The sequence below is a fragment of the Paraburkholderia fungorum genome (genome assembly GCF_902833645.1).
GTDB classification, from domain to species: Bacteria; Pseudomonadota; Gammaproteobacteria; order Burkholderiales; family Burkholderiaceae; genus Paraburkholderia; species Paraburkholderia fungorum.
The window spans coordinates 289,419-312,852 of record NZ_CADFGE010000008.1; the positions used below are offsets into that span (position 1 = coordinate 289,419).

Below are 23,434 nucleotides of genomic sequence, written 5' to 3' on the forward strand. Positions count from 1 at the left end.
GCGGCGTCCCAACAACCGGTTCCCGCGCAGCGGAAACCACCGTCCGCCGACGCGAAGATCAAACGGCGTAGATCTTCTCGCACAATGCAACACTGGCGCCGAGCTTCCGGGACAGATCAGCGGCCGCATCCAGTTGCGGCCGATCCAGCTCGCCCGACGTGTGCGCCGCGCTGAGCCGCGACGCGGGACCGGAAAGCGTCAGCGCCGCCATGAACTTGTCCCCGGCGCCGAAGATCGGTAGAGCGAACGCTGCTGTGTGCACGTCGCGCGCACCCGCGGTGAACATGGGCAGTGCCGGCGGCTTGTCGTAGATCGGTTCACCGAGTCCCCAGAAACGGATCACCTGGCTAATGGCCGTGTCGTCGAGCGGCAGCGCCGTTCCGGCGAGCCGCGTTTCACGCAGACCTTCGGACGGCTCGACCCGAAACAGGCACAGCCGCTGCCCGTTGTCGTGAACGTAGTACGATGCGCTTTCTTTCGTCACCGCGGCGAGTGCATGCAGCGCCGGTTCCACCACCGTGGAAAGATGGAAGGACTGCTCGTACAGCTTGCCCAGGTACAGCACGCGATGTCCGAGCGAATAATTGCCGGATTGAGCGCGCACGACATAGCCCATCCGCTCCAGCGAGTTCATCAGTCGATAGACCGTCGTCTTGTGCATCCCGGATGCTTGCGCAAGCATCGCCAGTGACTGTGATTCCGCCCCCGGCTTGAAACAGTCCAACAGCGAAAGCGCCTTCTCGACAGCGACAACTCCTTCGTTTCCCATTCCTACCTCCCGCAATTCGTTTCCCGAAATTGTACACAGTAAAACACTGGTTTATACCGTAAAAGGGTAAACGCTAGTGGCTTGGCGCGTCCCTGCTGGCTATAGTGATTTCATTCTGTACACCATCGTTGTACACAGTACAACTTCCCAAGCTGAGGTGAAATCCATGAGCACCAATCCTGCAGGTTCTTCCGCTATCAATCGCAATATCGAACGGGTGTCGCCAGAACTGGTCCAGGCGGCCGCGCGCTTTCAGGCCGCTATCCTCGCTGACGTCGCTGGCCGTCGCGGCACGCTGCATGGCCGGGTCAAGCCGTTGTCGCCGACGATGAAAGTCGCAGGTCCGGCCGTCACGGTCGAAGTGCGTCCCGGCGACAACCTCGCCATTCACGCCGCGCTGTCCATCGCGAAGCCGGGCGACGTGATCGTCGTCGACGGCAAGGGCGATCTCTCGTGCGCGCTGATCGGCGAAATCATGGCAGCGCAGGCAAAGGCGAGCGGTATAGCGGGCATCGTCATCGACGGCGCCGTACGCGATGCACACGAACTGGCCAACGGCGGCTACCCGATCTTCGCGGCCGGCCTGAATCCCTGCGGCCCGACCAAAAGCGTCGCGGGCCTCGTGAACACGCTAATTTCGGCCGGCAACACGGCCATCAACCCGGGCGATCTCATCGTTGGCGACGCGGACGGCGTAGTCGTGATTCCGCGTAACGACGTCGCACGCATCATCGATCTCGCGCAGAAAAAGCTCGACATGGAAACGGCGCGCATCGCGGCGATTCACAGGGGCGACGTGCGTCCGGGCTGGGTCGAGAAAGAACTGCGTGCAACGGGCATGCTGGCCGAAGGCGAGGCGCTGTGATGGAGCCGGCCTCGCATAAACCCGTCGTCCTCGTGACGGCTGCCGATCTCGCGCCGCAAGCGCTCGATATGCTGACCCAATTCGACGTCGTATTCGCGGGCAAGCAGCCGACCGAAGACGACATCGTGGCGCTCTGTGAGCAGCACAAGCCGGTGGCGATCATCGTCCGATACGGCAAGGTGAACGCCCGCATCATGGATGCCGCCGAAAACCTCCAGGTGATTTCCAAGCATGGCAGCGGCATCGACGTGATCGATCAGGCAGCGGCGGCCGCGCGCGGTATCGCGGTGCGCGCCGCCGTTGGCGCCAACGCGGCCGCCGTCGCGGAGCATGCATGGGCGCTGATTCTCGCGTGCGCGAAGTCGGTGCCGCAGTTGGATGCACGCATGCGCGAAGGCCATTGGGACAAATCCACGCACAAGTCCGTCGAACTGGACGGGCGAACCCTCGGCCTGGTCGGACTGGGCGCGATCGGCCGGCGCGTCGCAGCGATCGGCGCGGCGTTCGGCATGAACGTGCTCGCGTTCGATCCGTACGCGAAGGAAGCGCCCGCCGGCGTGAAGCTGGTGTCGCTGGACGAGTTGTACGCCGCTTCCGACATCGTCTCGCTGCACTGCCCGCTGACAGCGGAAAACCGCCGGATGCTCAACCGCGACACGCTGGCGCGATTCAGGCGCGGCGCAATTCTCGTCAACACCGCACGCGGCGGTCTGATCGACGAAGCGGCGCTCGCCGAGGCGCTCGCCAGCGGCCAGTTGCGCTTTGCCGGTCTCGACAGCTTCGACGTCGAACCGATAACGCACCCGCATCCGTTCCAGCAGATCCCGAACGCGATCCTGTCGCCGCATATCGGCGGCGTGAGCGATGCCGCGTACGTGAACATGGGTAAGGGCGCCGCCGCCAATGTTCTCGCCGTCGTCGAGGAACATGCCCGCAACGCAGCCTGACGTCCGCACGAGAAGCTCCATCATGTTCTATCTCCTCTCGCCCGAAGTACGCACCGCGGAAGTCTTCACGCGTATGCCGGACAAATTCCGCAAAGCCGACGTCCAGACCGATTGGGCGCGCGCCAATCGCGGCGGCCTCGCCACGGACTCCTTTCTCGAAGGCCCCGTGTGGGACCTGGCGGGCTATCTGTTCGTCACGGACATCCCGCATGGCCGCGTTTTCCGGATTTCGGCGTCGGGCGAGTGGGAACTCGTCGTGCAATACGACGGCGAGCCGAACGGAATGAAGCGCTTCGACGATGCGCATCTGCTCATCACCGACTATCGCAACGGTCTGATGCTGCTCGACATCGCGCGCGGCGAAGTGCGCCCGTTTCTCGAGCGGCGCAATTCCGAGCGCTTCCGGGGCGTGAACGATCTCACGTTCGATTCGAACGGCAACCTGTACTTCACCGATCAGGGGCAAACGGGACTGCACGATCCGACGGGCCGTGTGTACCGGCTGTCCGCGGACGGCAAGCTCGACTTGCTGCTCGGCAATTGCCCGAGCCCCAACGGACTCGTGCTGTCGCCCGACGAGAAGATTCTCTTTGTCGGTATGACGCGCGGCAACTGCGTGTGGCGCGTGCCGCTTCAGGCGGATGGTTCCGTCAGTAAGGTCGGGCAGTTCTTCACGTCGTATGGCCCGAGCGGTCCGGACGGACTGACCATCGACACGCAAGGACGACTCTTCGTCGCGAATCCGGGGCTTGGCCGCGCGTGGGTGCTGAACCATCGCGCTGAACCCGTCGAAATTCTGACGAGCCCGGAAGGCGCTTCGCTCACGAATCTCTGTTTCGGCGGCGCGGACATGAAGACGCTGTTCATGACCGAGTCCGTTTCGGGAACGGTTCTCAAAGCTGAAATGACGGTTGCCGGCCCGCTTCCGAAGCAGGCCGGGCGAACCGTCTGATGGCGCAGCGGGCGCGAACGCCCGCGATACATCAATACATTTGCGCCGACAGAAGCGCGATGGAGGAGCAAGCATGACCATGTCGCACACCCTGCGCGCCGACGGTGCCACGCGCCAGACAGAAACGCCGCCCGTCGCCGGCATCGCCAGCGAGGACTACGCGGCCAGTGAACGCACGCTCGCCAAGGCGTTCCGGCGAATCCTGCCATTCATCTTCATCTGCTACGTCATCAGCTATCTCGACCGGACCAATGTCGGGTTCGCCGCGCTGACGATGAACAAGGACCTCGGTCTGACGTCCGAGCAGTTCGGCTTCGGGGCAGGACTGTTCTTCGTCGGCTATTTCCTGTTCGAGATTCCGAGCAACCTGATCATGCATAAGGTCGGCGCGCGGGTGTGGATCGCACGCATCATGATCACGTGGGGTCTCTTTTCGATGGCGACTGCGTTCGTCGTCGGCCCAAAGAGCTTTGCCGCCGCCCGCTTTCTGCTTGGGATCGCCGAAGCGGGCTTCACGCCCGGGATCTACCTGTATTTCACGCACTGGTTCCCGGGCAAGTGGCGCGCGAAAGTGACGGCTGCGTTCCTGGTCGGCATCCCCGTCGCGAATATGATCGGCTCGCCCGTTTCGGGCGCGTTGCTCGAACTCGGCGGCCTGCATGGCCTGCGCAGTTGGCAGTGGTTGCTGCTGATCGAAGGCGGACCGGCCGTGTTGCTCGGCATCGCCTGTCTGTTCGTGCTGGCCGACCGCCCCGAAAAAGCAAAATGGCTCACCGACGAAGAGAAGTCGTCTCTGGCAAAGCGTCTTGCGCTTGAACAGGGCGACATCGGCGCACGTCACGGCAGCACACTGCGCGACGCGATGACCAACTGGCGCGTGTTCGTGCTCGCGTTCGTCAACTTCTGCGGCATCGTCGGGTCGCTGGGAGTGGGCCTGTGGATGCCGCAAATCATCAAGCAATTCGGCGTCACGCACACGGTCGTGGGCTGGCTCACTGCGATTCCCTATGCAATCGGCGCAGTCGCCATGCTCTGGTGGGCGCGCGTCGCGAATCGCTCGCAAAACCGTATTCCCTATGTGGCCGGTGCGCTGGTCGTGGCGGCGGCCGCGCTGTGCGCAAGCACCTTCATCGACGCGCCCGTGCTGAAGCTGATCGCACTCTGTTTCACGGTGAGCGGCATCCTCGCTTTCCAGGCGACCTACTGGGCCATTCCGTCCGGCTTTCTCACGGGACGGGCCGCGGCCGGGGGCCTGGCGCTCATCGTCTCGGTTGGCAACCTCGGCGGCTTCGTCGGTCCGTCGATGATCGGCGCGCTCAAGCAACTCTCAGGCGGGTTCACCGTGCCGCTGCTCGCCGTGTCGGGTGTGCTGCTGCTCGGCGCGCTCACCATCGCTTGGCTCGGTGATCCCGGCGCCGACGCAGGCGAAGCGCCGTCGGCCCACAAAGTTTGATCCACACATTCAAAACCAGTCCATAAAACGCTATCTGGAGACTCCATGCTGTTCAAAAAAGCCAGCCACAACGTCAACACGAACGTCCGTTTCATGCTCGGCGCAGTCGCTGCCGCAGGCGTCAGTCTGACCTGCGGCGCTGCACATGCGCAAAGCAGCGTCACGCTGTACGGGATTGCCGACGTTGGGATCGAGCACATCAACAATACGAGCGCTGGCGGCGCACAAACGCGCGAAGTGTCGGGCAACCTGTCCGGTTCCCGCTGGGGACTGAAGGGCGTCGAAGATCTCGGCGGCGGCATGAAGGCCATTTTCCAGCTGGAAAGCGGTTTCAACATCAATGACGGCACGACCGCTCAATCAACTAAAGGTCTCGGCGCTAACGCTGCAACGACCACCCGGTTGTTTGGCCGACAGGCTTGGGTCGGTCTTTCGTACAAAGGTCAGCAACTGACGTTCGGCCGGCAGAACTCGCTGCTCTACGAACAGGCCGTTGCGTTCGATCCGATGGGCGCATCGTCGCGCTACTCCGCGCTGTCGCTCGACTACGCGATGGCCGGACGCATCGACAACTCGGCGAAGTACACGGGCGTGTTCGGCCCGCTGACCGCGCAGGCGATGTATAGCACGCGCTACGACACGGGCTACGGCGCCGAAGTGCCGGGCGCGGAAATCACGGGGCGCTTTTTCAGTGGGGCCGTGACCTATGCGCAAGGCCCGTTCGCGGCGAGCGTGTCGTACGAGCAGCGCAACAGCAACACGATCGCGACCAACACGGGCACCGAGCGTCGCGCAACGGCAGCGGCTTCGTATGTAATCGGACCCGTGAAAGGCTTCGCGGGCTATCGCTATCTGCGTGCGTCAAATGCGTTCCTGCCTGTGAACCCGATCGTCGTTGCAAACGGCTCGCAAGCCAGCGCTGCAAACCTCTACTGGGCGGGTGCGCAGTACAACGTGACGCCCGCTTTCGTTGTGACGGCCACCGGCTACTACCAGGACGTGCATTCGACGGGTGCCGACCCATGGCTCGCGGTGCTCTGCGCGGACTATTTCCTGTCGAAGCGCACTGATCTTTACGCAACCGCGGGCTTCGCTCACAACAAGGACAAATCCACGCTGGGCGTCAATGGCTACGGTACGGTCGCGCCCGGATATAACCAGACGGGCATCACGATTGGCATGCGCCAGAAGTTCTGACGGGAGGGCGTTGTGCAGATAGTCCATGCGCCCCATCTGCCGGTTCGAGAAAAGTGGCTTGCCCTGCGAAAGGAGCCTGTTCTCGAGCCTGAGCTGCCGATTGTCGATGCGCATCATCATCTGTGGGACCGCCAGACCGGGCGGTACCTCGCGGACGAATTCCGCAACGACGTGGCGAGCGGGCACCGGGTCGTGTCGACGGTCTACGTGCAATGCCGCTCGATGCTGCGCGAGGACGGTCCCGAGGCGATGAAGCCCGTTGGCGAAGTGGAGTTCGCCAACGGCATCGCCGCGATGTTCGCGAGCGGCGCGTACGGACGGGCGCGCTGCTGCGAAGCGATCGTCGGCGGTGCGGATCTGATGCTTGGTGCGGAACTCGATGCGGTGCTCGAAGCGATGTTGCAGGTATCCGGCGGACGCCTTCGTGGCATCCGTAATCCGCTCGCGTGGCATGCGAGCTCGGAAGTGAGTTCGAGCCCCGTGACGCCGCCGCGCGATCTGATGACGAATCCGGTTTTCCGGCAAGGTGTCGGGGCGCTCGGCCGCTTCGGGCTTGCGCTTGACGCATGGGTCTATCACACGCAACTCGACGATCTGTATGAACTCGCGCGTGCTGCGGATCACGTGACGGTCGTCATCGATCATTTTGGCGGACCGCTGGGCGTGGGTCCGCACGCCGGTCAACGCGCGGCGGTTCACGCCGAATGGCAGCAAAAACTCGCGCGCCTTGCGAGTTTGCCCAACACGCGCATCAAGCTCGGCGGCGCGGGCATGAACGTATTCGGCTTCGACTTCGCCGCGCGCGAAGTGCCGCCTTCGTCCGAGGAACTGGCCTCTGCATGGCGGCCGTATTTCGACACCTGCGTCGAACTGTTCGGCGTGAATCGCTGCATGTTCGAAAGCAACTTTCCGGTCGACAAAGGGATGTTCAGTTACGGCGTGCTGTGGAACGCCTTCAAACGACTCGCGTCCGCGATGTCCGCCAATGAAAAAGCCGCCCTGTTCAGCCGGACTGCGGCGGCAACCTATCGCCTCGCGATTGCCGGAGACAACACATGAAGACGAGTCCAACGATTGCAGCAACCGAATTCGAGGACGCTGCGGATGCCAGGGGAGTCAGGAATATCACAGGTACCGAGTGGCGTTCGCTAACACTTGCGGGACTCGGCTGGACGTTCGAAAGCTACGACTCGTTCCTGCTTTCGCTTCTGCTGCCGACGCTCGCCCTTCAGTTCGGCTTGAGCAAGGCGCAACTCGGTCTGTTCACAAGCATCACGGCGGCCGGGCAGATCGTCGGCGGGATTCTGTTCGGATATGTGTCGGACCGGCTGGGGCGCGTGCGAACCGCGTTGCTCTGCGTTGGCATTTATTCGCTGTTCTCGGGTCTGCTTGCATTTGCGCCGAACGAGCACTGGTTCGCGGCGTTGCGCTTCTTCGGCGCGTTGGGCATGGGCGGCACCTGGACGGCGGGCGCCGCGCTGATCGCCGAGACATGGCACGCGAGCCGGCGCGGCAAGGGCGGCGCGCTGATGCAGATGGGCTTGCCCATCGGCGCAATCCTCGCGATCACCGTCTCTGGTGTGGTCAGCGGCGTGAACAATGGGCTCGGCGGAAATAGCTGGCGCCTGCTGTTTCTGATCGGTGCCCTGCCGTTCTTTATCCTCTTCTGGGTCGCGCGAAAAACGCCTGAATCGCCGATCTGGCTGGAGCGCAAGCACGCGAAGGCGTCGATACAGCGCGCTGCGGCGGCTAGCGGCGCCAAGCTCAACGTACGCGGACTGCTGACGGCATTCGGTTTCATCTTCTTTCTGCAGTACCTGTACTGGGGCGTCTTTACGTGGACACCGACGTTCCTCGTCACGGTGAAGCATCTCGACTTCGTGCATAGCCTGAAGTTCGTGCTTGCGCTGCAGTTCGGCGCGATCACCGGTTTCCTGCTGTTCTCGGCTTTCGTCGACCGGCTTGGTCGACGGCCCATGTTTCTGGCCTACCTGCTCGTTGGCGCTGCCGCCGTGGGCGTGTACATCGTGTCATCGAATGCGCTGCTGCTCATGGTCGCGATCTTCCTGACCGGCTTCAGCGTCAACGGTATTTTTGCCGGAGCGGGTCCGTTCCTCGCGGAGATCATCGGCAATACTGCGTCGCGCGGATTTCTGATGGGCCTCGCGTATAACGGCGGCCGGTTGGGCGGCTTCATCGCGCCGTTGATCATCGGCGCGCTCGCATCGACGTCTGGCGGATTCGTGCTCGGACTCGCGACGACCATCGTCGCGTTTGTCGCCGCCGCCGTCGTCGTGTTCTTCGCACCCGAAACGCGCGGCAAGGCGTTGTCATGAGCATGGTCGCGCAAGCCGGTTTCGTAAGCAGACTGTTTCCGGCGCTTGCCGAGGCGTCGCTGCGACGCTATCTGAGCGGACAGGTCGCGTCCGTGCTCGGTAGCTGGACGCAGAACGTCACGCTGAATCTGCTCGTGTATCACCTGTCGGGGTCGGCGGCCATTCTCGCGCTGCTCAATTTTTTGCTGTACGGACCGCAACTGATCGTCGCACCGATCGCCGGCTCGCGGATCAGTTCGGCCAATGCGAAGCGCGCGACGCTGTGCGTACTCACGGCGTCGCTGGTGCTGACGGCCAGTCTCTTCACGCTGTCGCTGGTCGGCGTGCTCGGCGTGAAGCTGATACTCGCGCATGCGCTCGCCATCGGCGTATCGAGCGCCGTTGAGACGCCCGCGCGCCAGGTTCTGCTGCTGACGAGTCTCGAAGATCCGACGCATACGTCAAACGCCGTGGCGATGAACACGATGGTCTACAACGTCGGCCGGATGGTCGGTCCGACGATTGCCGGTTTCGTCTATCCGACGCTCGGACCGAGAACATCGTTTGTGATTTATGCGGTGGCGCTCTGCTTCATGGCGACCTGCGTGCGTTCCATCAGAACGGCCTCGGCGGCTCGGCCCGCGCGCGCGGACAGCAGCCTGCGCGACGCAGTCGGCTACGTGATGTCCGATGCGTTTTCCGCGCGCTATCTGCCCATTCTTGCGTGCATCGGTTTGTTCGCCGGCAGTTACCAGACACTCGTGCCGCTGCTCGCGGACCAGGGGTTTCACGACGCGGCGCGGTTTACGGGCGTGTTCTTCGCGTGCGCGGGCGCGGGTTCGCTGAGCGCCGCAATCCTGCTTTCTTCAGCGATCGGCACGTGGGCGTCGCGAAGATTCATCGCGTGGGCGCCGTGGACGGCCGTCGGCGCGCTCGCGTCGCTCGCCGCGACATCCGAGGCGGCAGCCACGGTGCCGGCGTTTTACGCACTCGGTTTCAGCCTCACGTTCGCAGCCACGTCGACGAACGCGACCATCCAGCGGCAATGCCCGGAACATGTGCGCGGCGGGCTCGTCGGCATGTACGGGATGGCCTACAACGGCACGATGCCATTCGGCTACCTGCTCGTCGGGACCGCGTCCGAAGCGCTGGGCGTACGACACACATTTGCAGCCATGGCGGTGGTGCTCGCCGGCGGGGTCATCGCCGTCATTGCATGGCAACGATTCACGAATCAGCGCGCAGGCGCACAATAAACGGAGACGACGATGCAAACTGGATTTATGGACAAGTCCCCGATCGAGCGCCGGACGATACGAAAGGTCGTCTGGCGCCTCATTCCCTTTTTGATGGTGTGCTATCTGCTGGCCTTTATCGACCGGGGCAACGTCGGCATGGCGTCGCTGCAGATGAATCATGATCTTGGCATGTCGGCGAAGGTGTTCGGCTTCGGCAGCAGCCTGTTCTTCATTTCCTACTTCCTTTGCGAAGTGCCGAGCAATCTTGCGTTGGAAAAGTACGGCGCGCGTATCTGGATCGCGCGGATCATGATTACGTGGGGCATCGTGTCGGCGGCGACCGCGTTCGTGCATAACGCAACGTCGTTCTATGTCCTGCGCTTTCTGCTCGGCGCCGCCGAAGCGGGCTTTTTCCCTGGCGTGCTGCTGTATCTGTCGTACTGGATTCCGGCCTCGTATCGCGCTCGTATTGTCGCGACGTTCATGGTCGCCATTCCCGCCGCGAGCTTCATCGGCTCACCGATTTCGGCGTTGCTGCTGCAGATGGACGGCTTCTGGGGCCTGCGCGGCTGGCACTGGCTGTTTATTCTCGAAGGCGTCCCGACCGTGCTGCTCGGTGTCGCGTGTCTGTTGATGCTGACCAACAAGCCGGAGAACGCGAAATGGCTCGACGATGACGAGCGGATGTGGCTCGTCAATGCGCTCGTCAGCGAGCAGAAGGCTCCGAAGAAAGTGCCGTCGCTGCCGCTCGCACAACTGTTCCGCAATCGCTATGTGTTGTGTCTCGCACTCGTCGATACGTGTGCGTCGGCGGCAGGCAGCACGCTGTCCGTGTGGCAGCCGCAACTGCTCAAGTCGTTTGGGTTGTCTGTCATGCAGACAGGCTTGCTGAACTCCGTGCCGTACGCGGTCGCTTCCATCCTGATGGTGTACTGGGGCCGCCGCTCGGACCGGGTCGGCGAGCGGCGCTGGCACACTGTAGTACCGATGCTGCTGATCGGTGTGGGTCTGTTCGCGACGTCGCTGAGCGGCTCGCTTGTACCGACGGTCTGCATGCTGTGCGCGGTGCTCGTCGGCGCCTATTCGTTCAAGGGCCCATTCTGGGCGCTCGCGACAGACATGCTGTCCAACAGTACCGTGGCGGCAGGCCTCGCGACGGTCAACGCGATTGCAAATCTGCTCGGCGGCGGGCTGATGGTGAACGTATACGGATGGGTGAAGGAGGCGACGGGAAGCTATGCGCTGGCGTTGATGCCACTCGCCATCCTCACGCTCGTCAGCGTCGCGACCTTGTTGCTGTTGACTCGCAACGGTTCGGCAAACCGTCTGGTTAGCAAGACGGGGACCATCTGATCATGACTGTTTCCACGAGACGCGAGTTTCTCCAGTTCGCGGGCGTTGCACTCATGTCCGCGGCGATGCCTGAATTGGCAAACGCGGAAGAGACGTGGTCGGGCGGCACGGATCGGCCAACGTTCAGGTTGCCCGAAGGCGCCATCGACTGTCACATGCATATCTACGACGATCGCTTCCCGGTTGCACCGGGCACGACCCTGCGTCCGCCGAATGCGACAGTCGCGCAGTACCGGCTTTTGCAGACGCGCCTCGGGGTGAAGCGCAACGTGGTTGTCACCCCGTCGACGTATGGAACGGATAACCGCTGTACGCTCGAAGCCGTCAGGCAGTTCGGCGGCAACGCGCGCGGCGTTGCCGTTATCGACAGTTCCGTGACCGATGCGGAACTGCAGAATCTGGATCGAGGCGGCATTTGCGCGATCCGCTTCAACCTGAGCTATCCGGGCGCCACGACGCTCGACATGCTTACGCCACTTGCCGCGCGCATAGCCAATCTCGGCTGGCATATCGAACTGGTGGTGCAGGGCGCGCGACTGCCGGTGCTCGAGCCGCATTTGTCGGCACTGCCCTGCCCGCTCGTCATCGACCATATCGCGCATGTTCCGCAACCGGGCGGCCTGTCGTCGGACGCTTTGCGCACCGCGCGGCGCCTTGTCGACAAAGGCAATACATGGATCACGTTGTCGGGGCCGTACGTCGACAGCAAGGCGGGCGCGCCAGCATACGAAGACGTGGCACCTGTCGCGAAAGCGCTGATCGAGATGGCGCCGGAGCGGATGCTGTGGGGTACCGACTGGCCTCATCCGACGGAAAAGACTCATAAGCCGGATGATGCAAGCTTGCTGGACACGATCGCGGATTGGATCGGGCGGCCGGATTGGCAGCATCTGATATTCGTCGCTAACCCTACGAAGTTGTACGGATTCGCATAGCCCGGCGAAGATGTCGCGAAAAGAGGGATCAACGGCAATATACCGAGTCGAAACATGCATCGCTTTAGCGACCGCGGGTGGAGACTCAAATGTCAGCTCCAAAGATAGCAGTGGCCCCTTACACATCTAGCTGACCGGTCACACCGTCGGTCAGTGCATTGTTAGCAATGACCGGCGCGAACGGATATTTCCGGTTTGCGCCTGGCACGAATCTGCGGGCAGATCGAATACTCGCGGCCCTCGCTGATGATCTCCGGCGCCCTTGCCAAACCACAGGAAATCGCTTCGTCGATTCGCGCGGTCCCGTCTCTTCCCGAGGTGAGCAGACACTGGACATTCCGCCATCCAGGTAAGCAAGGGCTATATCGACGCCTCTGCCCCGCGGCATCCGTCGATGCTCGCCGCCAATGCCGTCAGTTGAACCAGGCGTGCTGTTATCCGTGGCGCGCGCCCCCCCAAAAAAAACTTGACAATAAGAGCATATGCTCCTAATCTCCAACACAAGAGAGCATATGCTCTCACTTTCGAATGGAGAAAAGCGATGAACGAGGCTGAGATTCTTGTGAGCGGTGCGACCGGGCGGACCGGAGGTTTTGCCATTGACGAACTGCTCAAGATGGGCAAACGCGTGCGGGCCTATGTGCGCACAGATGACGATCGGGCGGCAGCCCTGAGGCAGCGCGGTGTCGATGTCGCGGTCGGAGACTTCACCGACATCGACGACATCCGGGCAGCGATGGAAGGCATCCGGTCGGCGTATTTCCTTCATCCAATCGCGCCGGGAATCATCGGGGCCGCGGCCTATTTCGCGCAGGCAGCAAAGGAAGCGGGCGTCACGGCGATCGTCAACATGTCGCAGATTTCCGCACGCCGGGAGTCGGCGAGCCACGCGGCACAGGATCACTGGGTTTCCGAACGGGTCTTCGATTGGTCGGGTGTCGCGACTACGCATTTGCGTCCCACCTTCTTTGCCGATTGGCTCGTCTATCCGCATTTCGCGAGGGAAATCTGGGCCACGAAGAAAATTGAATTTCCCTTCAGCAACGGCCGTCACGCCCCCATCGCCAGCGACGATCAGGGACGCGTGATCGCCCATCTCCTCGCCAACCCCGAAGGCCACGAGGGCAAGACCTACACGCTCCACGGCCCCGTCGAGATGAACCACGTCGAGATCGCAGCCGCGATGAGCGAGGTTCTCGGTGCCCGGATCGAATATGCCCCAGCATTCATTGAGGAATTCCGGATCAAGATGGAAACCCTTTACAAGTTTCCGCCGTTCCTCACGCAGCATCTGGTCGAAGTTGCGCAGAACTACCGCGACGGCATCTTTTCAGGCACCAACGATGCCGTCGAGAAGATCACTGGGCAGCCGCCGCTCTCGGTCCAGCAGTTCATTGCCAGGAATCGGGCCGCATTCGTGTGAACACGTCCTTAAAGCGAATCGAGGTTTGAAAATGTCACCCACCCAACCTGAGCGTCACCCGTTTCTCGATGATCTGACGGCCGACGCTGAGCTGGTCAGCTCGGTGTTGCGCGCTCCCGTTATCGGGCGCGACGAAATCAGGCTCGCCGTCGGCGCCGTTGGAACCTTCTACGTCTCACAGACGCCAACGTTCGTTCAAGCCGTCGGCTCGCGGCTTTTTCTGGAATACGAGGCCGTTCTGACGAGTGGCGAGGCGCTGAGCGCGGTCGTGGTTGTCGACCGCAACGCCGACGGCTCGGTGCCGCGAGTCAGCGTGCGGATGAGCCCGCTTGGCGCTGTACTGACTCTCGCCACGCGCCTGCGTGAGGCGCTTTCGAAGCAGTTGCCAGAAAACATCTTTCTATGAACCAGAGGCACCCGCAGGCTAGTGGCGGGAGTTGACTCTCCCCCGTCTGCGGCTTTTGAAAAAGGAGCTTGTCATGGATATCAGGAACGCTACCGTCTTCATCACCGGTGCCAATCGTGGCTTGGGCCTGGCTTTTGCACGAGAGGCACGTCGGCGCGGCGCGGCGAAAGTATACGCAGGTATGCGCAACACCAGCGGTTTCGACGAGTCGGGCATTGTGCCGGTCAGGATCGATGTCACGGATACGGCGTCGATCGCCGAGGCCGCGAAACTGGCGGCGGATACGACCGTGCTGATCAACAACGCGGGCATTGCCGCGCTGATCGACGGGCCTTTGGCGGCCGACGTGGAAGCGCAATCCGCCCGCATGTTCGATACCAACTACTACGGCGTCATGCGCGTCACACAGGCCTTCGAACAGATATTGGCAGCCCAGCCGCATGCTGCCATCATCAACGTGCTTTCCGACATCGTGTGGCTTCCGCGACCCTATCTGACACCGTATGCCGCATCGAAGGCCGCAGCCTGGAGTTACACGAACCAGCTTCGCTTTCACCTGCACGAGCGTGGCATCCAGGTTTTGGGCCTGCACGTCGGGTTCGTGGATACCGATCTGACCAACGGCATTGACGTGCCGAAGGCCAGTCCCGAGGACGTGGTGCGACAGACCTACGACGCTCTCGCCGCCGGCAAGAGCGAGGTTATGGCCGACGAGGGGACGGCGGTGCTGAAGAGCACGCTTGCGGCCGAGATACCCGGCTACATCACACCGCCTGCAGGGCTTTGAACACCGAGATGACACCGGTCGGTTTCGGCAGCGAGACATAAGGTGCGCAGGCCGCCGTATGCCAGCGCTGTCGCTCCCGGTTTCATCGAAACATACCGCAGTATCTTCGCGCGACGCGCACCCAGCGTTCGCGCAATTAACCAAAATCAGGAGTGAAACAGATGTTGCCGGTCAATCAGCCGCTTGGAATCGATCAATGCAACTGCTTCGCCGTCAGGAAAGCGAGCAGGCAGATCTCACGACTCTACGACAGCCATCTCGAGCCCGCGGGTCTGCGCATCACGCAATTCCTCACCCTGGCCGCCCTAAACGAGGTGGGAAGTACCCCCGTCAACGCCCTTGCCGAACGGCTCGATATCGAACGAACGGCTATGGGAAAAATGGTTGGCTTCCTGGAACGCGACGGCTTCGTCACGATCAAGCCCTCGCCCACCGACGGCCGTAGCCGCCTTGTCGAACTCACCGAGGAGGGACGGCGTCTGCACGAAAGGGCAGCGCCTCTCTGGCAGGCAGCGCAACGGGAGTTCGAGCAACTGAACGGTGTGGATAATGTTACGGCGTTGCGGGAGGGGTTGAGAGGGGTGGTCATCGGCGACGTGTCGATGCGCTCGTCGCAAGACTAAGCCTCCGGATGCATTGCGGCTGCCCTCGGACGGACGAGATTTCTCCCCGGCTCATCGACGATACCCTTGCGCTCCATCCGCGGCTCGCGTTCAAGAAAGCGTTCACGCAGGCACTAGCCGAGGTCGCCAGGCGGAAACCGCATACCGCAATCGGAACCGGTCTGGCTGACATCGGCCGCCGTCTCTTGCCTGGTCTCGACATTCCCAACGTGGGCGACCTGCTGCCTGGCGCAAGCTTTGAAAGCTGAACGTCTCACGTGACGCACATCTCCACTAAGGCTGCATAAACGGACACATGTCTTCGAACGTTCGCGAGCTGGCTATGTCCACTCTCGCAATTGATAGCCCACGTCGGATCGCGGGCAACGGTAACGCAGCGCAAGACGCAACGACCGGTTCAGCTCGATACCAAGGAGCAGACCGAGGTCTGACGGCAACTAGCCGGCGAGCGGACGCTTGCCGGCCAATTTCGGCCACTCGCCAGAGCAATGCGATGGTCACTCGGACGGCTGGTCCGCTCGAAGTCCTGCCCGATGCCCGACACGCAAATGTCGGCCGAAGCGGGCCTCGTCGCGGCGCCCGCGTGGTTCATGAAGTGAGGGGCAGGCTCAAGTCGGGTTGCCCCACAGATCGTCAATCGCGCGGATCGCTAGCAAATATCCGTTCGCACCAGCTCCGCAGATCACCGCAGTCGCCGCCACCGAGATGGTCGAGTGACGATATTCTTCGGAACGCTGGTGGATGTTGGTGATATGCAATTCCACTACGGGCCGGCGGATGAGCTTGACTGCGTCGAGCACCGGAATCCGACCGAACGAAAAGCCAGCCGGGTTGATGATCAACGCCGCGTCCTGCAGGAACGCTTCCTGGATCCAGTCGATCAGCTCGCTTTCGCTGTTGGTCTGACGGAATACGCAGTCGAACTTAAGCGTGTCGGCCAGCGTCAGGCAGTTCTCTTCGATGTCCTTGAGCGTGGTGGTGCCATAAATGTGAGGCTCCCTTGCGCCCAGCATGTTCAGATTGGAGCCATTGAGGATGTAGAGTTTGCGAGTCATGGTATCAATGTGTAGAAGAGCGTTCCAGGGACGTGCCTTTGGTTTCCTGGGATATTGCGATCATCAGGAAGGAAATCAGGTTCAGCGAGCCGCAAACCGCTACGATGGCCCACGGGGAACCGTTAAAGGCATTGAGCAACGCCACGGCGACGATCGGCATCGGGCCGCCCGTGAGCAGGTTGGCTCCCGAGTACGACAGTGCGGAGCCCGTGTAGCGCGCGTCGGTCGGAAAGGACTCGGCGAACCAGACCGGCTGGATGCCACTCTGGAACTGTGTGAAGCCGAGGAATACGCCCATCACGGCCATGGTCATGACGATTGAGTTCTGGTTGAGTATCGGGAAGTAGATCAGGCAGCAGATCAGCGTGCAGAACGAGCCGATCATCAGCGCACGTTTGCGTCCGATCCGATCGCTCAGATAGCCGCCCGCCAACGCCCCCACGATGGCACAGACATTTGCCACCATTAGCAGCATGAAACCCGTCTGCCTGGGTACGCCGAGGTGTTTCGTCAGGTAGCTGAGCGAGAAAACCACGATCAGATAAAACAGCGCGGCCGGGCCGCAGAAGAACAGCGTCAGGCGAAGCGCGGTGCGCCAGTGGTATCTGAAGACGGTGCCGAGCGGATTGGGCGCGCGTGTGGGAACGCCAGTCTGCTTGAGCGCCTCGAAGGCCGGCGTCTCGCTGACCTTCCTGCGGATGTAGATGCCCAGCAGCACCAGGACAAAGCTTGCGAGGAACGGGACTCGCCATCCCCAGGAATCGAAGTCGTCCGACGAAAGCAACGCGGCCAGCGTAAAGAGCGAGAAATTGGCGAGAATCTGGCTCAGTGGCGAGCAAATGCCAAGCAGACCTGAATACCAACCACGTCGGTGAACAGACGCATGCTCCACCGCCATCAGCTGCGCGCCCGTCGATTCACCGCCAAGCGCGAAACCCTGAATGATGCGCAGCGACACCAGCAAAGTCGGCGCGAGGATGCCGACCTGGTGGTAAGTGGGCAGCAACCCCATAAGGAACGATGACGCGCCCATCACCGACACGGTGATAAGCATCAGTTTGCGCCGTCCCCAACGGTCACCGAGCATCCCGCAGATCACCGCGCCGAGCGGGCGGGCGGCTAGTCCTGCCCAAAAGCTAGCCAGTGACGCCAGCAGCGCGGCAGTCGGGTCCAGCGACGGGAAAAACAGCTTTGGAAAGATCGTGGCCGCGACCACGCCATACAGTGCGAAGTCGAACCATTCGAGCGCAGTGCCGACGGTTGCGCCTGCCACCGCCCGGCGCGCCATCAAGTGAGCCTGCGCGGACTGTTCTTCCGCGGCAAGATCTGAATCAGCAAAAAATGACATGTTGTCTCCGAATTCCCGATATGTTGAAACGTTCGTTTCTGGCGACGAACAAGTGCTATTGTTTGCGCTACAAAGACTGGCTGTTCCGCACCGGAACTCCATTTCATACTGTGAAAATAGACAGAAAGTGTCGCTCAAAAACGGGCTGAAAATTCTCGATCTGCTCGCGTCGCAAGGCGAAGGGGTAGGCCTTGTTGCCATTGCTGACGCCTTGTCCCTGCCGCGCAGCACGTGCCACCGCCTGCTCGCTGAACTCGTTGAAAGCGGGTATGTCAGGCAACTGGTCGATCACAGCCGGTACATCCTGACAATGCGCATGACCTCGAACGGACTCGAATTCTTGAGCCTCACGGGCATCGCGGATATCGCCCAACCGATCATCGAGCGCGTCGCCGCGCAAACCGGTGAACTGGCACGGCTGTCGTTGGTGGACGGCGAAGCGATTATCTGGGTGGGCAAGGCGGACGGGCATCGCATCGGCTTCCGCTACGACCCCGACATGGGCCAGGCCGCGCGACTTTCATGCACATCGACTGGACACGCGTGGCTCATGACGATGACCGACGAACAAGCGATTGCACTGGTTTTGAAGCAGGGCTTCGGACCGCCGAATGAGTTCGGACCCAATGCGCCGACGACACTCAAAGCGCTGCTGGGATTCCTCCACGCTGCTCGCGTACGTGGTTACGCGATGATCGACGAGGTGTTTGCCCCCCGCATGTCAGCCGTGGCGGTGCCCGTGGTAAGTGGTTCGCGTTGCGTCGGCGTTATCAGTTTGGCCGGTCCGCGGGTGCGGCTGACCGCCGAAAAGATGCACGAGTACTCGGTACTGCTGCGCGAGGCGGCGAACGAGCTGGCTCAGTTGAGCAATATGGCGGGATTCCCCAGTCGGCCACCCCTCGGCAAGGGATGAGGAGGGACCGGACTCATGCCCTCCGGGCGGATGAACTGGTCCGCTTCGACCGAATTGCCGTCTCCGATACGTCGGTGCGGATGACCGAACGTCTCTGTCAGCGGCCCATTGCCCCCATTCCATTGCTCCGCGAGATTAACCAGTCGTTTTGCGCGACTTTGACGACGTCACGTCGTGCGCGATCTCGGAGAGTCGCTTGTCACCAAGCAATTGAAGTAACGTATTTTCCGCTGAACCCAACACCTCATTGATGTGGCGATTTACCGCCGCCTCCACCGGACAAGTGTGATTGTCGTCGGCCACGCAGATCACAAACGGCGCGGTATGTCCAATGGCCTCGTAGACATCTCTCACCGTAAGATCGTTGAGGTCACAGGCAAGCGCCCAGCCTCCGCCCGGACCACCAGTTGACTTTACGTACCCCGATTCGCGTAGCGCAGCCATCGTTCGACGGACAAAGACGGGATTCGTATGCAGCATCAGCGCAATCGTCTCCGAGGTGGTCGCGCCTCCTCGAAGATGCATGTGGATGAGGACGTGCAGAAGTCGAGCCAATCGGGTATCGCGTTGCATATTCGGAAGCTTGGTAATGCGCAACTTTTGATGTTACGCTATCTCGGGATTCTTGTGTGCATCCATCTCTGCCAGAGCAACCATGACCGCATACCGTCAAACCTTTGTTGAAGCAAACGGAATTCGCCTGCATGTCGCTGAACAGGGCGATGGCCCGTTGGTGCTCCTTTGTCACGGCTTTCCTGAGACCTCGCATGCCTGGCGCCATCAACTGGCGGCACTTGCGCACGCCGGCTTCCACGCCGTGGCACCGGATCTGCGTGGCTACGGATCAAGCGAATGCCCGACGGCAATCGGACAGTACACGACGTTAGACGTTGTCGGTGACCTGGTGGCGCTCGTTGACATTCTCGGAGACCGCGACGCAGTTGTTGTAGGAAACGATTGGGGTGCAACCATTGCCTGGCAAGCCGCGCTGCTTCGGCCTGATCGCTTTCGCGCTGTCGTTGCGCTCGGGGTGCCGATGATGGGCCGCGCGCCCGTGACGCCGAGCCGGCTTTTTCCGCAGACCGAGCAGATGAGGTTCTATACGCATTACTTTTCCGAACCTGGTTTGGCCGAAGCCGAACTTGAGCGCGACATTGCCACGACACTGCGCAAGATCTATTACTCCGCATCAGGCGACGTCGGGGCCCGCGATGCGAATACGCCCAATCCATTCGGACTTGTGCCGCGCAACGGTGGACTCCTTGACGCTCTGATTGATCCACCTTCGTTGCCCACGTGGCTCGCACCCACCGACCTCGACAAGTTTGTACAAGCATTCAGCATTTCTGGCTTTCGCGGTGGATTAAATTACTACCGCAACCTCGATCGGAACTGGGAAGTGCAATCGGCTTTCGAGGGCTTGCTCGTCGAGGTTCCCGCCCTGTACCTTGTCGGCGAGCGAGACACCGGTCTGGCAATGCCGGGCATGCACGAGATTATCGATGGCATGTCCCAGATCGTGCCCAGGCTGTCGGCATCTCGAATCGTTCCACGAGCAGGGCATTGGCTGCAACAGGAGGCGCCGGATTTCGTCAACGCGGCATTGATTGAGTTTCTCCGCGATCTTTGATGTACACGGGCGCGATCTGACACGCACGGTGGACGCGTGCCTGCCCGATCGGCAGATTGTCCTAATCTAGAAAGACCGTGTCGACGAGATGTGGGAAATGATCGGAGGAATTCATGGCAGTCCTCAAACGCAAGCAACGCGGGGAAGAGGTAAGCGACAAGGCGACGTCGTGCGTCACGTGTGGCGCGCCCGTGGTCAAGCGGCAGACCGGCGTGGGAAAAATGTTGGGCGGCTGGGGAATGCTTATCGTCGGTTCGTTGATCACCTGGGGTTGCGCTTCGGACAACGGCGCCAGGTACGGCAGCGACGCAGCGAATCAAGTCCAGCCGTGCCGCAATGACGATCTGCAGTGTCTAGGCGATAGAGGGAACGCTGCGGCCAGCATCTATTGCCCGGGTCCGATCGAGCGACTGGCGACGCACACCGTCAGATGGACGGGCGGCCCCTATGAGTTGAAGTTCAGTCGCTATCGCTGGACCGATAGTCCGGGCGGCCCCATCACATACATCGGCGACAAGGCCGAGTTCCAGAATGACATCGGCGTCTATACGCCGATCATTTACGAGTGTGGTCTTGCCAGTGACGGCAGAACGGTTCTCGCCGTCAGTGCGACCGCAGGCAGATTGCCGCCCTGACGCCACCCCGATCCAATCGGAGAATCGAATCACCCCGCTCGATCGTAGGTGTCCGTTGTCATCGTTTCCTCGGGCGACTCCAAACCTCAAAGCTGCGAATCGAGCAGCGCGAAAACCCGTTCCAGCAGCTTTTCAAGCAGCGGACGGCGGCGCCAGTCGTCAAGCGTGATGCGTTTCGCGTTGACAACGTCACCGTCGAAAACGGCGGTCTGCCGGCGCGCGAAATCGCGGTCATAGATGTTGAGATTGGCCTCGTCGTTGAGCTTGAATGAGCGGCTGTCGAAGTTAGAGTACGCACTCGCCAGGTGGATGGAATGCGTTGCCGCGGTAATCGCCATGAGGTACATGAGCTGCATGTCGTCGCTGCCGCCGGAGGGCGAACTGCTGAACATGTGCGCGAGGCCTTCGCCTGCGGCGTCGATCTCCGGAAAGTATTGCGGGCCGTGAAGCACATTGCCCGTCGACTTGATCCAGTTGTCCATGAAGACCGCCTGCATCTGTCCTACCGCCGGGCCTTCGACGCGAAAGTGCATGTCACGCCAGTGCTTCTCATCCTGCGCGTGCCCGCTCCACTCGTCGGCGATACCCACGCCGCCCGTAAAGCCGATGTGTCCGTCGATCACGAGCAGCTTGCGGTGCGTGCGGCCGTTCATGCGACCAAGACCGGTCCAGTGCGGCTTGTGTAGGCGCAGCAAAGAATTCAATAAGGCGAGTCCTGTCAACGGCGGCTAGCTCAAAGCCTGCGAGACCGTCGATTGCGAGCCGCGACACGCGGCGCGCCTTCACAGTTTCGCCTAAGACTCGAGCTCCCCGTCCGAGTAAACGAATGGACGGGGGCCGTTGATTCGGAGCGGTTGCGACAGACATGCCGTATTACAGGCGTCGCGGATTCACGCGGAGTGATCGACTCGTCGCCCCCGGGACTTACTCATCCCGGGCAACGGCAACAGGGTGGAGGACCGCAACCATTGGCGCAGCCAGCAACCATTCGCCGGCCTGCTCCCGATACCTGACGTAATGGGCGCTCTCACGGTGCGCTTCCAGCGCGGCTTCGTCCGCGTAAGCCTCGATCAGATGAAACGTGGCGGGTCGTGTGCTGTCGCGGTACAGGTCGTAGCGCCGGACGCCCGGTTCCTGCCTGCTATGCGTGAGCAGCACGCGTAGCGCTGCCTCGACGTCGGTTTCCCTTTCGGGGCGGGCCTCTAGCGTGGCAATGACTTCAATGGTCATAACGGTTCCTTTCTATCTTACGGTTGAACTATGGGACAAGTCTGGTGGCGGCTCAAAGCCTGATCACCACTTTGCCCTGTGTGTGCCCTGCTTCAGCCTCACGCAATGCCGACGGCACCTCGTCGGCGCCCAACGAGCGGACGAGGTCCATCGAACGTGATGCGGTTGCGAGGACGCGCGCGCCGGCCTGGCGTGGGGATAAGAACATTCGCCAGCTCCAGTGTTTAGTCCGTTCCTGCGTGTTGAAGAAGCAGAGATTTCATTGTGTGATTCATGCGATGGCAGTTGTGATTTTCATGGCGCGCTCCTCAAAATCTCAAAAGCCGGACAGCACGATCTTGCCGCGTGCCTTGCCGCTCTCGATCAACGCATGGGCGCGGCGCAGATTGGCCGCATTGATGGTGCCGAAATGGTCCGCCAGCGTCGTGCGCAGCACGCCGGCGTCGACCAGCCTGGCAACCCGGGCCAGAATATTGTGCTGCTCGATCATGTCCGGGGTCTGGTACATCGATCGGGTGTACATCAATTCCCAGTGCAGCGAGATGCTCTTGGGCTTGAGGATCGGCACGTCGAGCGACTCGGGGTCATCGATCAGCCCCAGCTTGCCCTGCGGCGCCAGCATTTGGGCGATTTCGGCCAGGTGCTTGTCAGTGTGGGTCAGGCTCGCCACGTAATCGACCTCGTCAATGCCAAGGCCGCGCAACTGCTCCGGCATCGGTTGCGTGTGGTCGATCACGTGATGCGCTCCAAGCTCGCGCACCCAGTCGCGTGTTTCCGGCCGCGATGCGGTGGCGACCACGGTCAGGCCGGTCAGCTGGCGCGCCAGCTGGATCAGTATCGAGCCGACGCCACCGGCAGCGCCAATGACCAGCAGCGTCCCGATCGGGTTGTTGCCTTCGCGCACTTGCAAACGGTCGAACAACAACTCCCACGCCGTGACCGAGGTCAGCGGCAGCGCGGCCGCTTCCTCGAAGCTGAGGCTCTTCGGCATCGGCCCGACGATGCGCTCGTCGACCAGGTGCAGTTCGCTGTTGGTGCCCGCCCGCAACAGCGAACCGGCGTACATGACGCGATCGCCGGGCTTGAACAGGGTTACTTTGTCGCCCACGGCGCGCACCACGCCGGACGCATCCCAGCCCAGCACCTTGGGGACCGCTGGGGGCGGCAGCACGCCGCCACGGATCTTGGTATCGACCGGGTTCACCGAGATCGAATGCACTTCCACCAACAGGTCGTACCCGGTTGGCTCAGCCTCGGGTAACGTGGTGTCGGTCAGGGCATCCGGAGAACCGAGCGGAACCGACTCGTTATAGATAACGGCTTTCATATGTACTCCAGAAAAATGACGTTTAAAGTTACA

Annotated in this window: 24 protein-coding genes and 1 pseudogene; 17 read left to right on the forward strand and 8 right to left on the reverse strand. The window is 61.7% G+C overall.

From position 1 onward, the window contains the following. Positions 1 to 58: 58 nt before the first annotated feature. Positions 59 to 769, reverse strand: a complete 711-nt coding sequence (locus HWX91_RS24475) for an IclR family transcriptional regulator (protein WP_028195149.1) — start codon at positions 767 to 769, stop codon at positions 59 to 61. A 166-nt stretch (positions 770 to 935) separates the two neighbouring features. Between HWX91_RS24475 and HWX91_RS24480 the strand changes: the two genes are divergently transcribed. From HWX91_RS24480 to HWX91_RS24545, 14 genes are all read left to right on the forward strand, one after another. Continuing rightward, entirely contained in the window at positions 936 to 1,634 is a 699-nt protein-coding gene (locus HWX91_RS24480) for an RraA family protein (RefSeq protein ID WP_028195150.1), read from the forward strand. After that, complete coding sequence (locus tag HWX91_RS24485; RefSeq protein WP_028195151.1) at positions 1,634 to 2,581, forward strand: NAD(P)-dependent oxidoreductase; 948 nt, start codon at positions 1,634 to 1,636, stop codon at positions 2,579 to 2,581. The genes HWX91_RS24480 and HWX91_RS24485 overlap by 1 nt, the downstream gene beginning before the upstream one ends. Before the next feature lie 22 nt (positions 2,582 to 2,603). Next, entirely contained in the window at positions 2,604 to 3,533 is a 930-nt protein-coding gene (locus HWX91_RS24490) for an SMP-30/gluconolactonase/LRE family protein (protein WP_028195152.1), read from the forward strand. A gap of 73 nt (positions 3,534 to 3,606) precedes the next feature. Continuing rightward, on the forward strand, positions 3,607 to 4,986 hold the full coding sequence (locus tag HWX91_RS24495; protein ID WP_028195153.1) for an MFS transporter: 1,380 nt from the start codon (positions 3,607 to 3,609) through the stop codon (positions 4,984 to 4,986). A gap of 45 nt (positions 4,987 to 5,031) precedes the next feature. Next, positions 5,032 to 6,183 carry a porin gene (locus HWX91_RS24500; protein ID WP_028195154.1) on the forward strand — a complete coding sequence of 384 codons (1,152 nt, stop codon included), beginning with the start codon at positions 5,032 to 5,034 and terminating at the stop codon, positions 6,181 to 6,183. A 12-nt stretch (positions 6,184 to 6,195) separates the two neighbouring features. Continuing rightward, the gene (locus HWX91_RS24505) at positions 6,196 to 7,242 is read left to right on the forward strand and encodes an amidohydrolase family protein (RefSeq protein WP_028195155.1); all 1,047 of its coding nucleotides are present in this window, start codon (positions 6,196 to 6,198) and stop codon (positions 7,240 to 7,242) included. After that, complete coding sequence (locus tag HWX91_RS24510; protein ID WP_028195156.1) at positions 7,239 to 8,519, forward strand: MFS transporter; 1,281 nt, start codon at positions 7,239 to 7,241, stop codon at positions 8,517 to 8,519. The genes HWX91_RS24505 and HWX91_RS24510 overlap by 4 nt, the downstream gene beginning before the upstream one ends. Beyond that, positions 8,516 to 9,754, forward strand: coding sequence for an MFS transporter (locus HWX91_RS24515; protein ID WP_028195157.1), 1,239 nt, complete (start codon positions 8,516 to 8,518; stop codon positions 9,752 to 9,754). Before HWX91_RS24510 ends, HWX91_RS24515 begins: the two co-directional genes overlap by 4 nt. A gap of 12 nt (positions 9,755 to 9,766) precedes the next feature. Further along, positions 9,767 to 11,089, forward strand: coding sequence for an MFS transporter (locus HWX91_RS24520; protein WP_028195158.1), 1,323 nt, complete (start codon positions 9,767 to 9,769; stop codon positions 11,087 to 11,089). Positions 11,090 to 11,091: 2 nt separating this feature from the next. Next, the gene (locus tag HWX91_RS24525; protein WP_028195159.1) at positions 11,092 to 12,024 is read left to right on the forward strand and encodes an amidohydrolase family protein; all 933 of its coding nucleotides are present in this window, start codon (positions 11,092 to 11,094) and stop codon (positions 12,022 to 12,024) included. A 541-nt stretch (positions 12,025 to 12,565) separates the two neighbouring features. Further along, entirely contained in the window at positions 12,566 to 13,447 is an 882-nt protein-coding gene (locus tag HWX91_RS24530) for an NmrA family NAD(P)-binding protein (protein ID WP_028195160.1), read from the forward strand. A 31-nt stretch (positions 13,448 to 13,478) separates the two neighbouring features. Then, on the forward strand, positions 13,479 to 13,853 hold the full coding sequence (locus tag HWX91_RS24535; RefSeq protein ID WP_028195161.1) for a hypothetical protein: 375 nt from the start codon (positions 13,479 to 13,481) through the stop codon (positions 13,851 to 13,853). Positions 13,854 to 13,926: 73 nt separating this feature from the next. After that, positions 13,927 to 14,640, forward strand: coding sequence for an SDR family oxidoreductase (locus tag HWX91_RS24540; protein ID WP_028195162.1), 714 nt, complete (start codon positions 13,927 to 13,929; stop codon positions 14,638 to 14,640). A 161-nt stretch (positions 14,641 to 14,801) separates the two neighbouring features. Beyond that, positions 14,802 to 15,263, forward strand: coding sequence for a MarR family winged helix-turn-helix transcriptional regulator (locus HWX91_RS24545; RefSeq protein ID WP_028195163.1), 462 nt, complete (start codon positions 14,802 to 14,804; stop codon positions 15,261 to 15,263). A gap of 608 nt (positions 15,264 to 15,871) precedes the next feature. Here HWX91_RS24545 and HWX91_RS24550 read toward each other — a convergent pair. Together HWX91_RS24550 and HWX91_RS24555 are read right to left on the reverse strand one after the other, a co-directional pair. Continuing rightward, positions 15,872 to 16,318: a type II 3-dehydroquinate dehydratase gene (locus HWX91_RS24550; protein ID WP_028195165.1), complete on the reverse strand. Its 447-nt coding sequence runs from the start codon at positions 16,316 to 16,318 to the stop codon at positions 15,872 to 15,874. Positions 16,319 to 16,322: 4 nt separating this feature from the next. After that, positions 16,323 to 17,666 carry an MFS transporter gene (locus tag HWX91_RS24555; RefSeq protein ID WP_375791918.1) on the reverse strand — a complete coding sequence of 448 codons (1,344 nt, stop codon included), beginning with the start codon at positions 17,664 to 17,666 and terminating at the stop codon, positions 16,323 to 16,325. Between the two features lie 127 nt (positions 17,667 to 17,793). On the opposite strand from HWX91_RS24555, the gene HWX91_RS24560 reads away from it, so the two are divergent. Next, on the forward strand, positions 17,794 to 18,579 hold the full coding sequence (locus tag HWX91_RS24560; protein WP_028195167.1) for an IclR family transcriptional regulator: 786 nt from the start codon (positions 17,794 to 17,796) through the stop codon (positions 18,577 to 18,579). A 135-nt stretch (positions 18,580 to 18,714) separates the two neighbouring features. Here the strand turns inward: HWX91_RS24560 and HWX91_RS24565 are convergent, their stop codons facing one another. Next, complete coding sequence (locus HWX91_RS24565; protein WP_028195168.1) at positions 18,715 to 19,152, reverse strand: RrF2 family transcriptional regulator; 438 nt, start codon at positions 19,150 to 19,152, stop codon at positions 18,715 to 18,717. Between the two features lie 82 nt (positions 19,153 to 19,234). Between HWX91_RS24565 and HWX91_RS24570 the strand changes: the two genes are divergently transcribed. Beyond that, positions 19,235 to 20,209: an alpha/beta fold hydrolase gene (locus HWX91_RS24570; protein WP_028195169.1), complete on the forward strand. Its 975-nt coding sequence runs from the start codon at positions 19,235 to 19,237 to the stop codon at positions 20,207 to 20,209. Between the two features lie 113 nt (positions 20,210 to 20,322). After that, positions 20,323 to 20,844: a hypothetical protein gene (locus HWX91_RS24575; RefSeq protein ID WP_028195170.1), complete on the forward strand. Its 522-nt coding sequence runs from the start codon at positions 20,323 to 20,325 to the stop codon at positions 20,842 to 20,844. 86 nt (positions 20,845 to 20,930) lie between these two features. Here HWX91_RS24575 and HWX91_RS24580 read toward each other — a convergent pair. The 4 genes and pseudogenes from HWX91_RS24580 to HWX91_RS24595 form a co-directional block, all read right to left on the reverse strand. Beyond that, positions 20,931 to 21,539, reverse strand: a pseudogene (locus HWX91_RS24580) (phospholipase D-like domain-containing protein); the annotation flags it as partial. Between the two features lie 229 nt (positions 21,540 to 21,768). After that, positions 21,769 to 22,074, reverse strand: a complete 306-nt coding sequence (locus HWX91_RS24585) for a putative quinol monooxygenase (protein WP_028195171.1) — start codon at positions 22,072 to 22,074, stop codon at positions 21,769 to 21,771. 52 nt (positions 22,075 to 22,126) lie between these two features. Beyond that, a complete protein-coding gene (locus tag HWX91_RS24590; protein ID WP_156034503.1) occupies positions 22,127 to 22,282 on the reverse strand; it encodes a hypothetical protein in 156 nt (51 codons plus the stop codon). Positions 22,283 to 22,390: 108 nt separating this feature from the next. Further along, a complete protein-coding gene (locus tag HWX91_RS24595; protein WP_028195172.1) occupies positions 22,391 to 23,401 on the reverse strand; it encodes a zinc-binding alcohol dehydrogenase family protein in 1,011 nt (336 codons plus the stop codon). Positions 23,402 to 23,434: the final 33 nt, after the last annotated feature.

What these genes read in the sequence shown, in the direction of transcription:
- HWX91_RS24515 (WP_028195157.1), top strand. Translation starts at nt 8,516, where the DNA reads ATGAGCATGGTCGCGCAAGCCGGTTTCGTAAGCAGACTGTTTCCGGCG.
- HWX91_RS24595 (WP_028195172.1), bottom strand. Translation starts at nt 23,401, where the DNA reads ATGAAAGCCGTTATCTATAACGAGTCGGTTCCGCTCGGTTCTCCGGAT.
- HWX91_RS24565 (WP_028195168.1), bottom strand. Translation starts at nt 19,152, where the DNA reads ATGCAACGCGATACCCGATTGGCTCGACTTCTGCACGTCCTCATCCAC.
- HWX91_RS24545 (WP_028195163.1), top strand. Translation starts at nt 14,802, where the DNA reads ATGTTGCCGGTCAATCAGCCGCTTGGAATCGATCAATGCAACTGCTTC.
- HWX91_RS24475 (WP_028195149.1), bottom strand. Translation starts at nt 769, where the DNA reads ATGGGAAACGAAGGAGTTGTCGCTGTCGAGAAGGCGCTTTCGCTGTTG.
- HWX91_RS24490 (WP_028195152.1), top strand. Translation starts at nt 2,604, where the DNA reads ATGTTCTATCTCCTCTCGCCCGAAGTACGCACCGCGGAAGTCTTCACG.
- HWX91_RS24480 (WP_028195150.1), top strand. Translation starts at nt 936, where the DNA reads ATGAGCACCAATCCTGCAGGTTCTTCCGCTATCAATCGCAATATCGAA.
- HWX91_RS24540 (WP_028195162.1), top strand. Translation starts at nt 13,927, where the DNA reads ATGGATATCAGGAACGCTACCGTCTTCATCACCGGTGCCAATCGTGGC.
- HWX91_RS24535 (WP_028195161.1), top strand. Translation starts at nt 13,479, where the DNA reads ATGTCACCCACCCAACCTGAGCGTCACCCGTTTCTCGATGATCTGACG.
- HWX91_RS24485 (WP_028195151.1), top strand. Translation starts at nt 1,634, where the DNA reads ATGGAGCCGGCCTCGCATAAACCCGTCGTCCTCGTGACGGCTGCCGAT.
- HWX91_RS24510 (WP_028195156.1), top strand. Translation starts at nt 7,239, where the DNA reads ATGAAGACGAGTCCAACGATTGCAGCAACCGAATTCGAGGACGCTGCG.
- HWX91_RS24575 (WP_028195170.1), top strand. Translation starts at nt 20,323, where the DNA reads ATGGCAGTCCTCAAACGCAAGCAACGCGGGGAAGAGGTAAGCGACAAG.
- HWX91_RS24585 (WP_028195171.1), bottom strand. Translation starts at nt 22,074, where the DNA reads ATGACCATTGAAGTCATTGCCACGCTAGAGGCCCGCCCCGAAAGGGAA.
- HWX91_RS24590 (WP_156034503.1), bottom strand. Translation starts at nt 22,282, where the DNA reads ATGTTCTTATCCCCACGCCAGGCCGGCGCGCGCGTCCTCGCAACCGCA.
- HWX91_RS24530 (WP_028195160.1), top strand. Translation starts at nt 12,566, where the DNA reads ATGAACGAGGCTGAGATTCTTGTGAGCGGTGCGACCGGGCGGACCGGA.
- HWX91_RS24555 (WP_375791918.1), bottom strand. Translation starts at nt 17,666, where the DNA reads ATGTCATTTTTTGCTGATTCAGATCTTGCCGCGGAAGAACAGTCCGCG.
- HWX91_RS24520 (WP_028195158.1), top strand. Translation starts at nt 9,767, where the DNA reads ATGCAAACTGGATTTATGGACAAGTCCCCGATCGAGCGCCGGACGATA.
- HWX91_RS24570 (WP_028195169.1), top strand. Translation starts at nt 19,235, where the DNA reads ATGACCGCATACCGTCAAACCTTTGTTGAAGCAAACGGAATTCGCCTG.
- HWX91_RS24525 (WP_028195159.1), top strand. Translation starts at nt 11,092, where the DNA reads ATGACTGTTTCCACGAGACGCGAGTTTCTCCAGTTCGCGGGCGTTGCA.
- HWX91_RS24550 (WP_028195165.1), bottom strand. Translation starts at nt 16,318, where the DNA reads ATGACTCGCAAACTCTACATCCTCAATGGCTCCAATCTGAACATGCTG.
- HWX91_RS24495 (WP_028195153.1), top strand. Translation starts at nt 3,607, where the DNA reads ATGACCATGTCGCACACCCTGCGCGCCGACGGTGCCACGCGCCAGACA.
- HWX91_RS24500 (WP_028195154.1), top strand. Translation starts at nt 5,032, where the DNA reads ATGCTGTTCAAAAAAGCCAGCCACAACGTCAACACGAACGTCCGTTTC.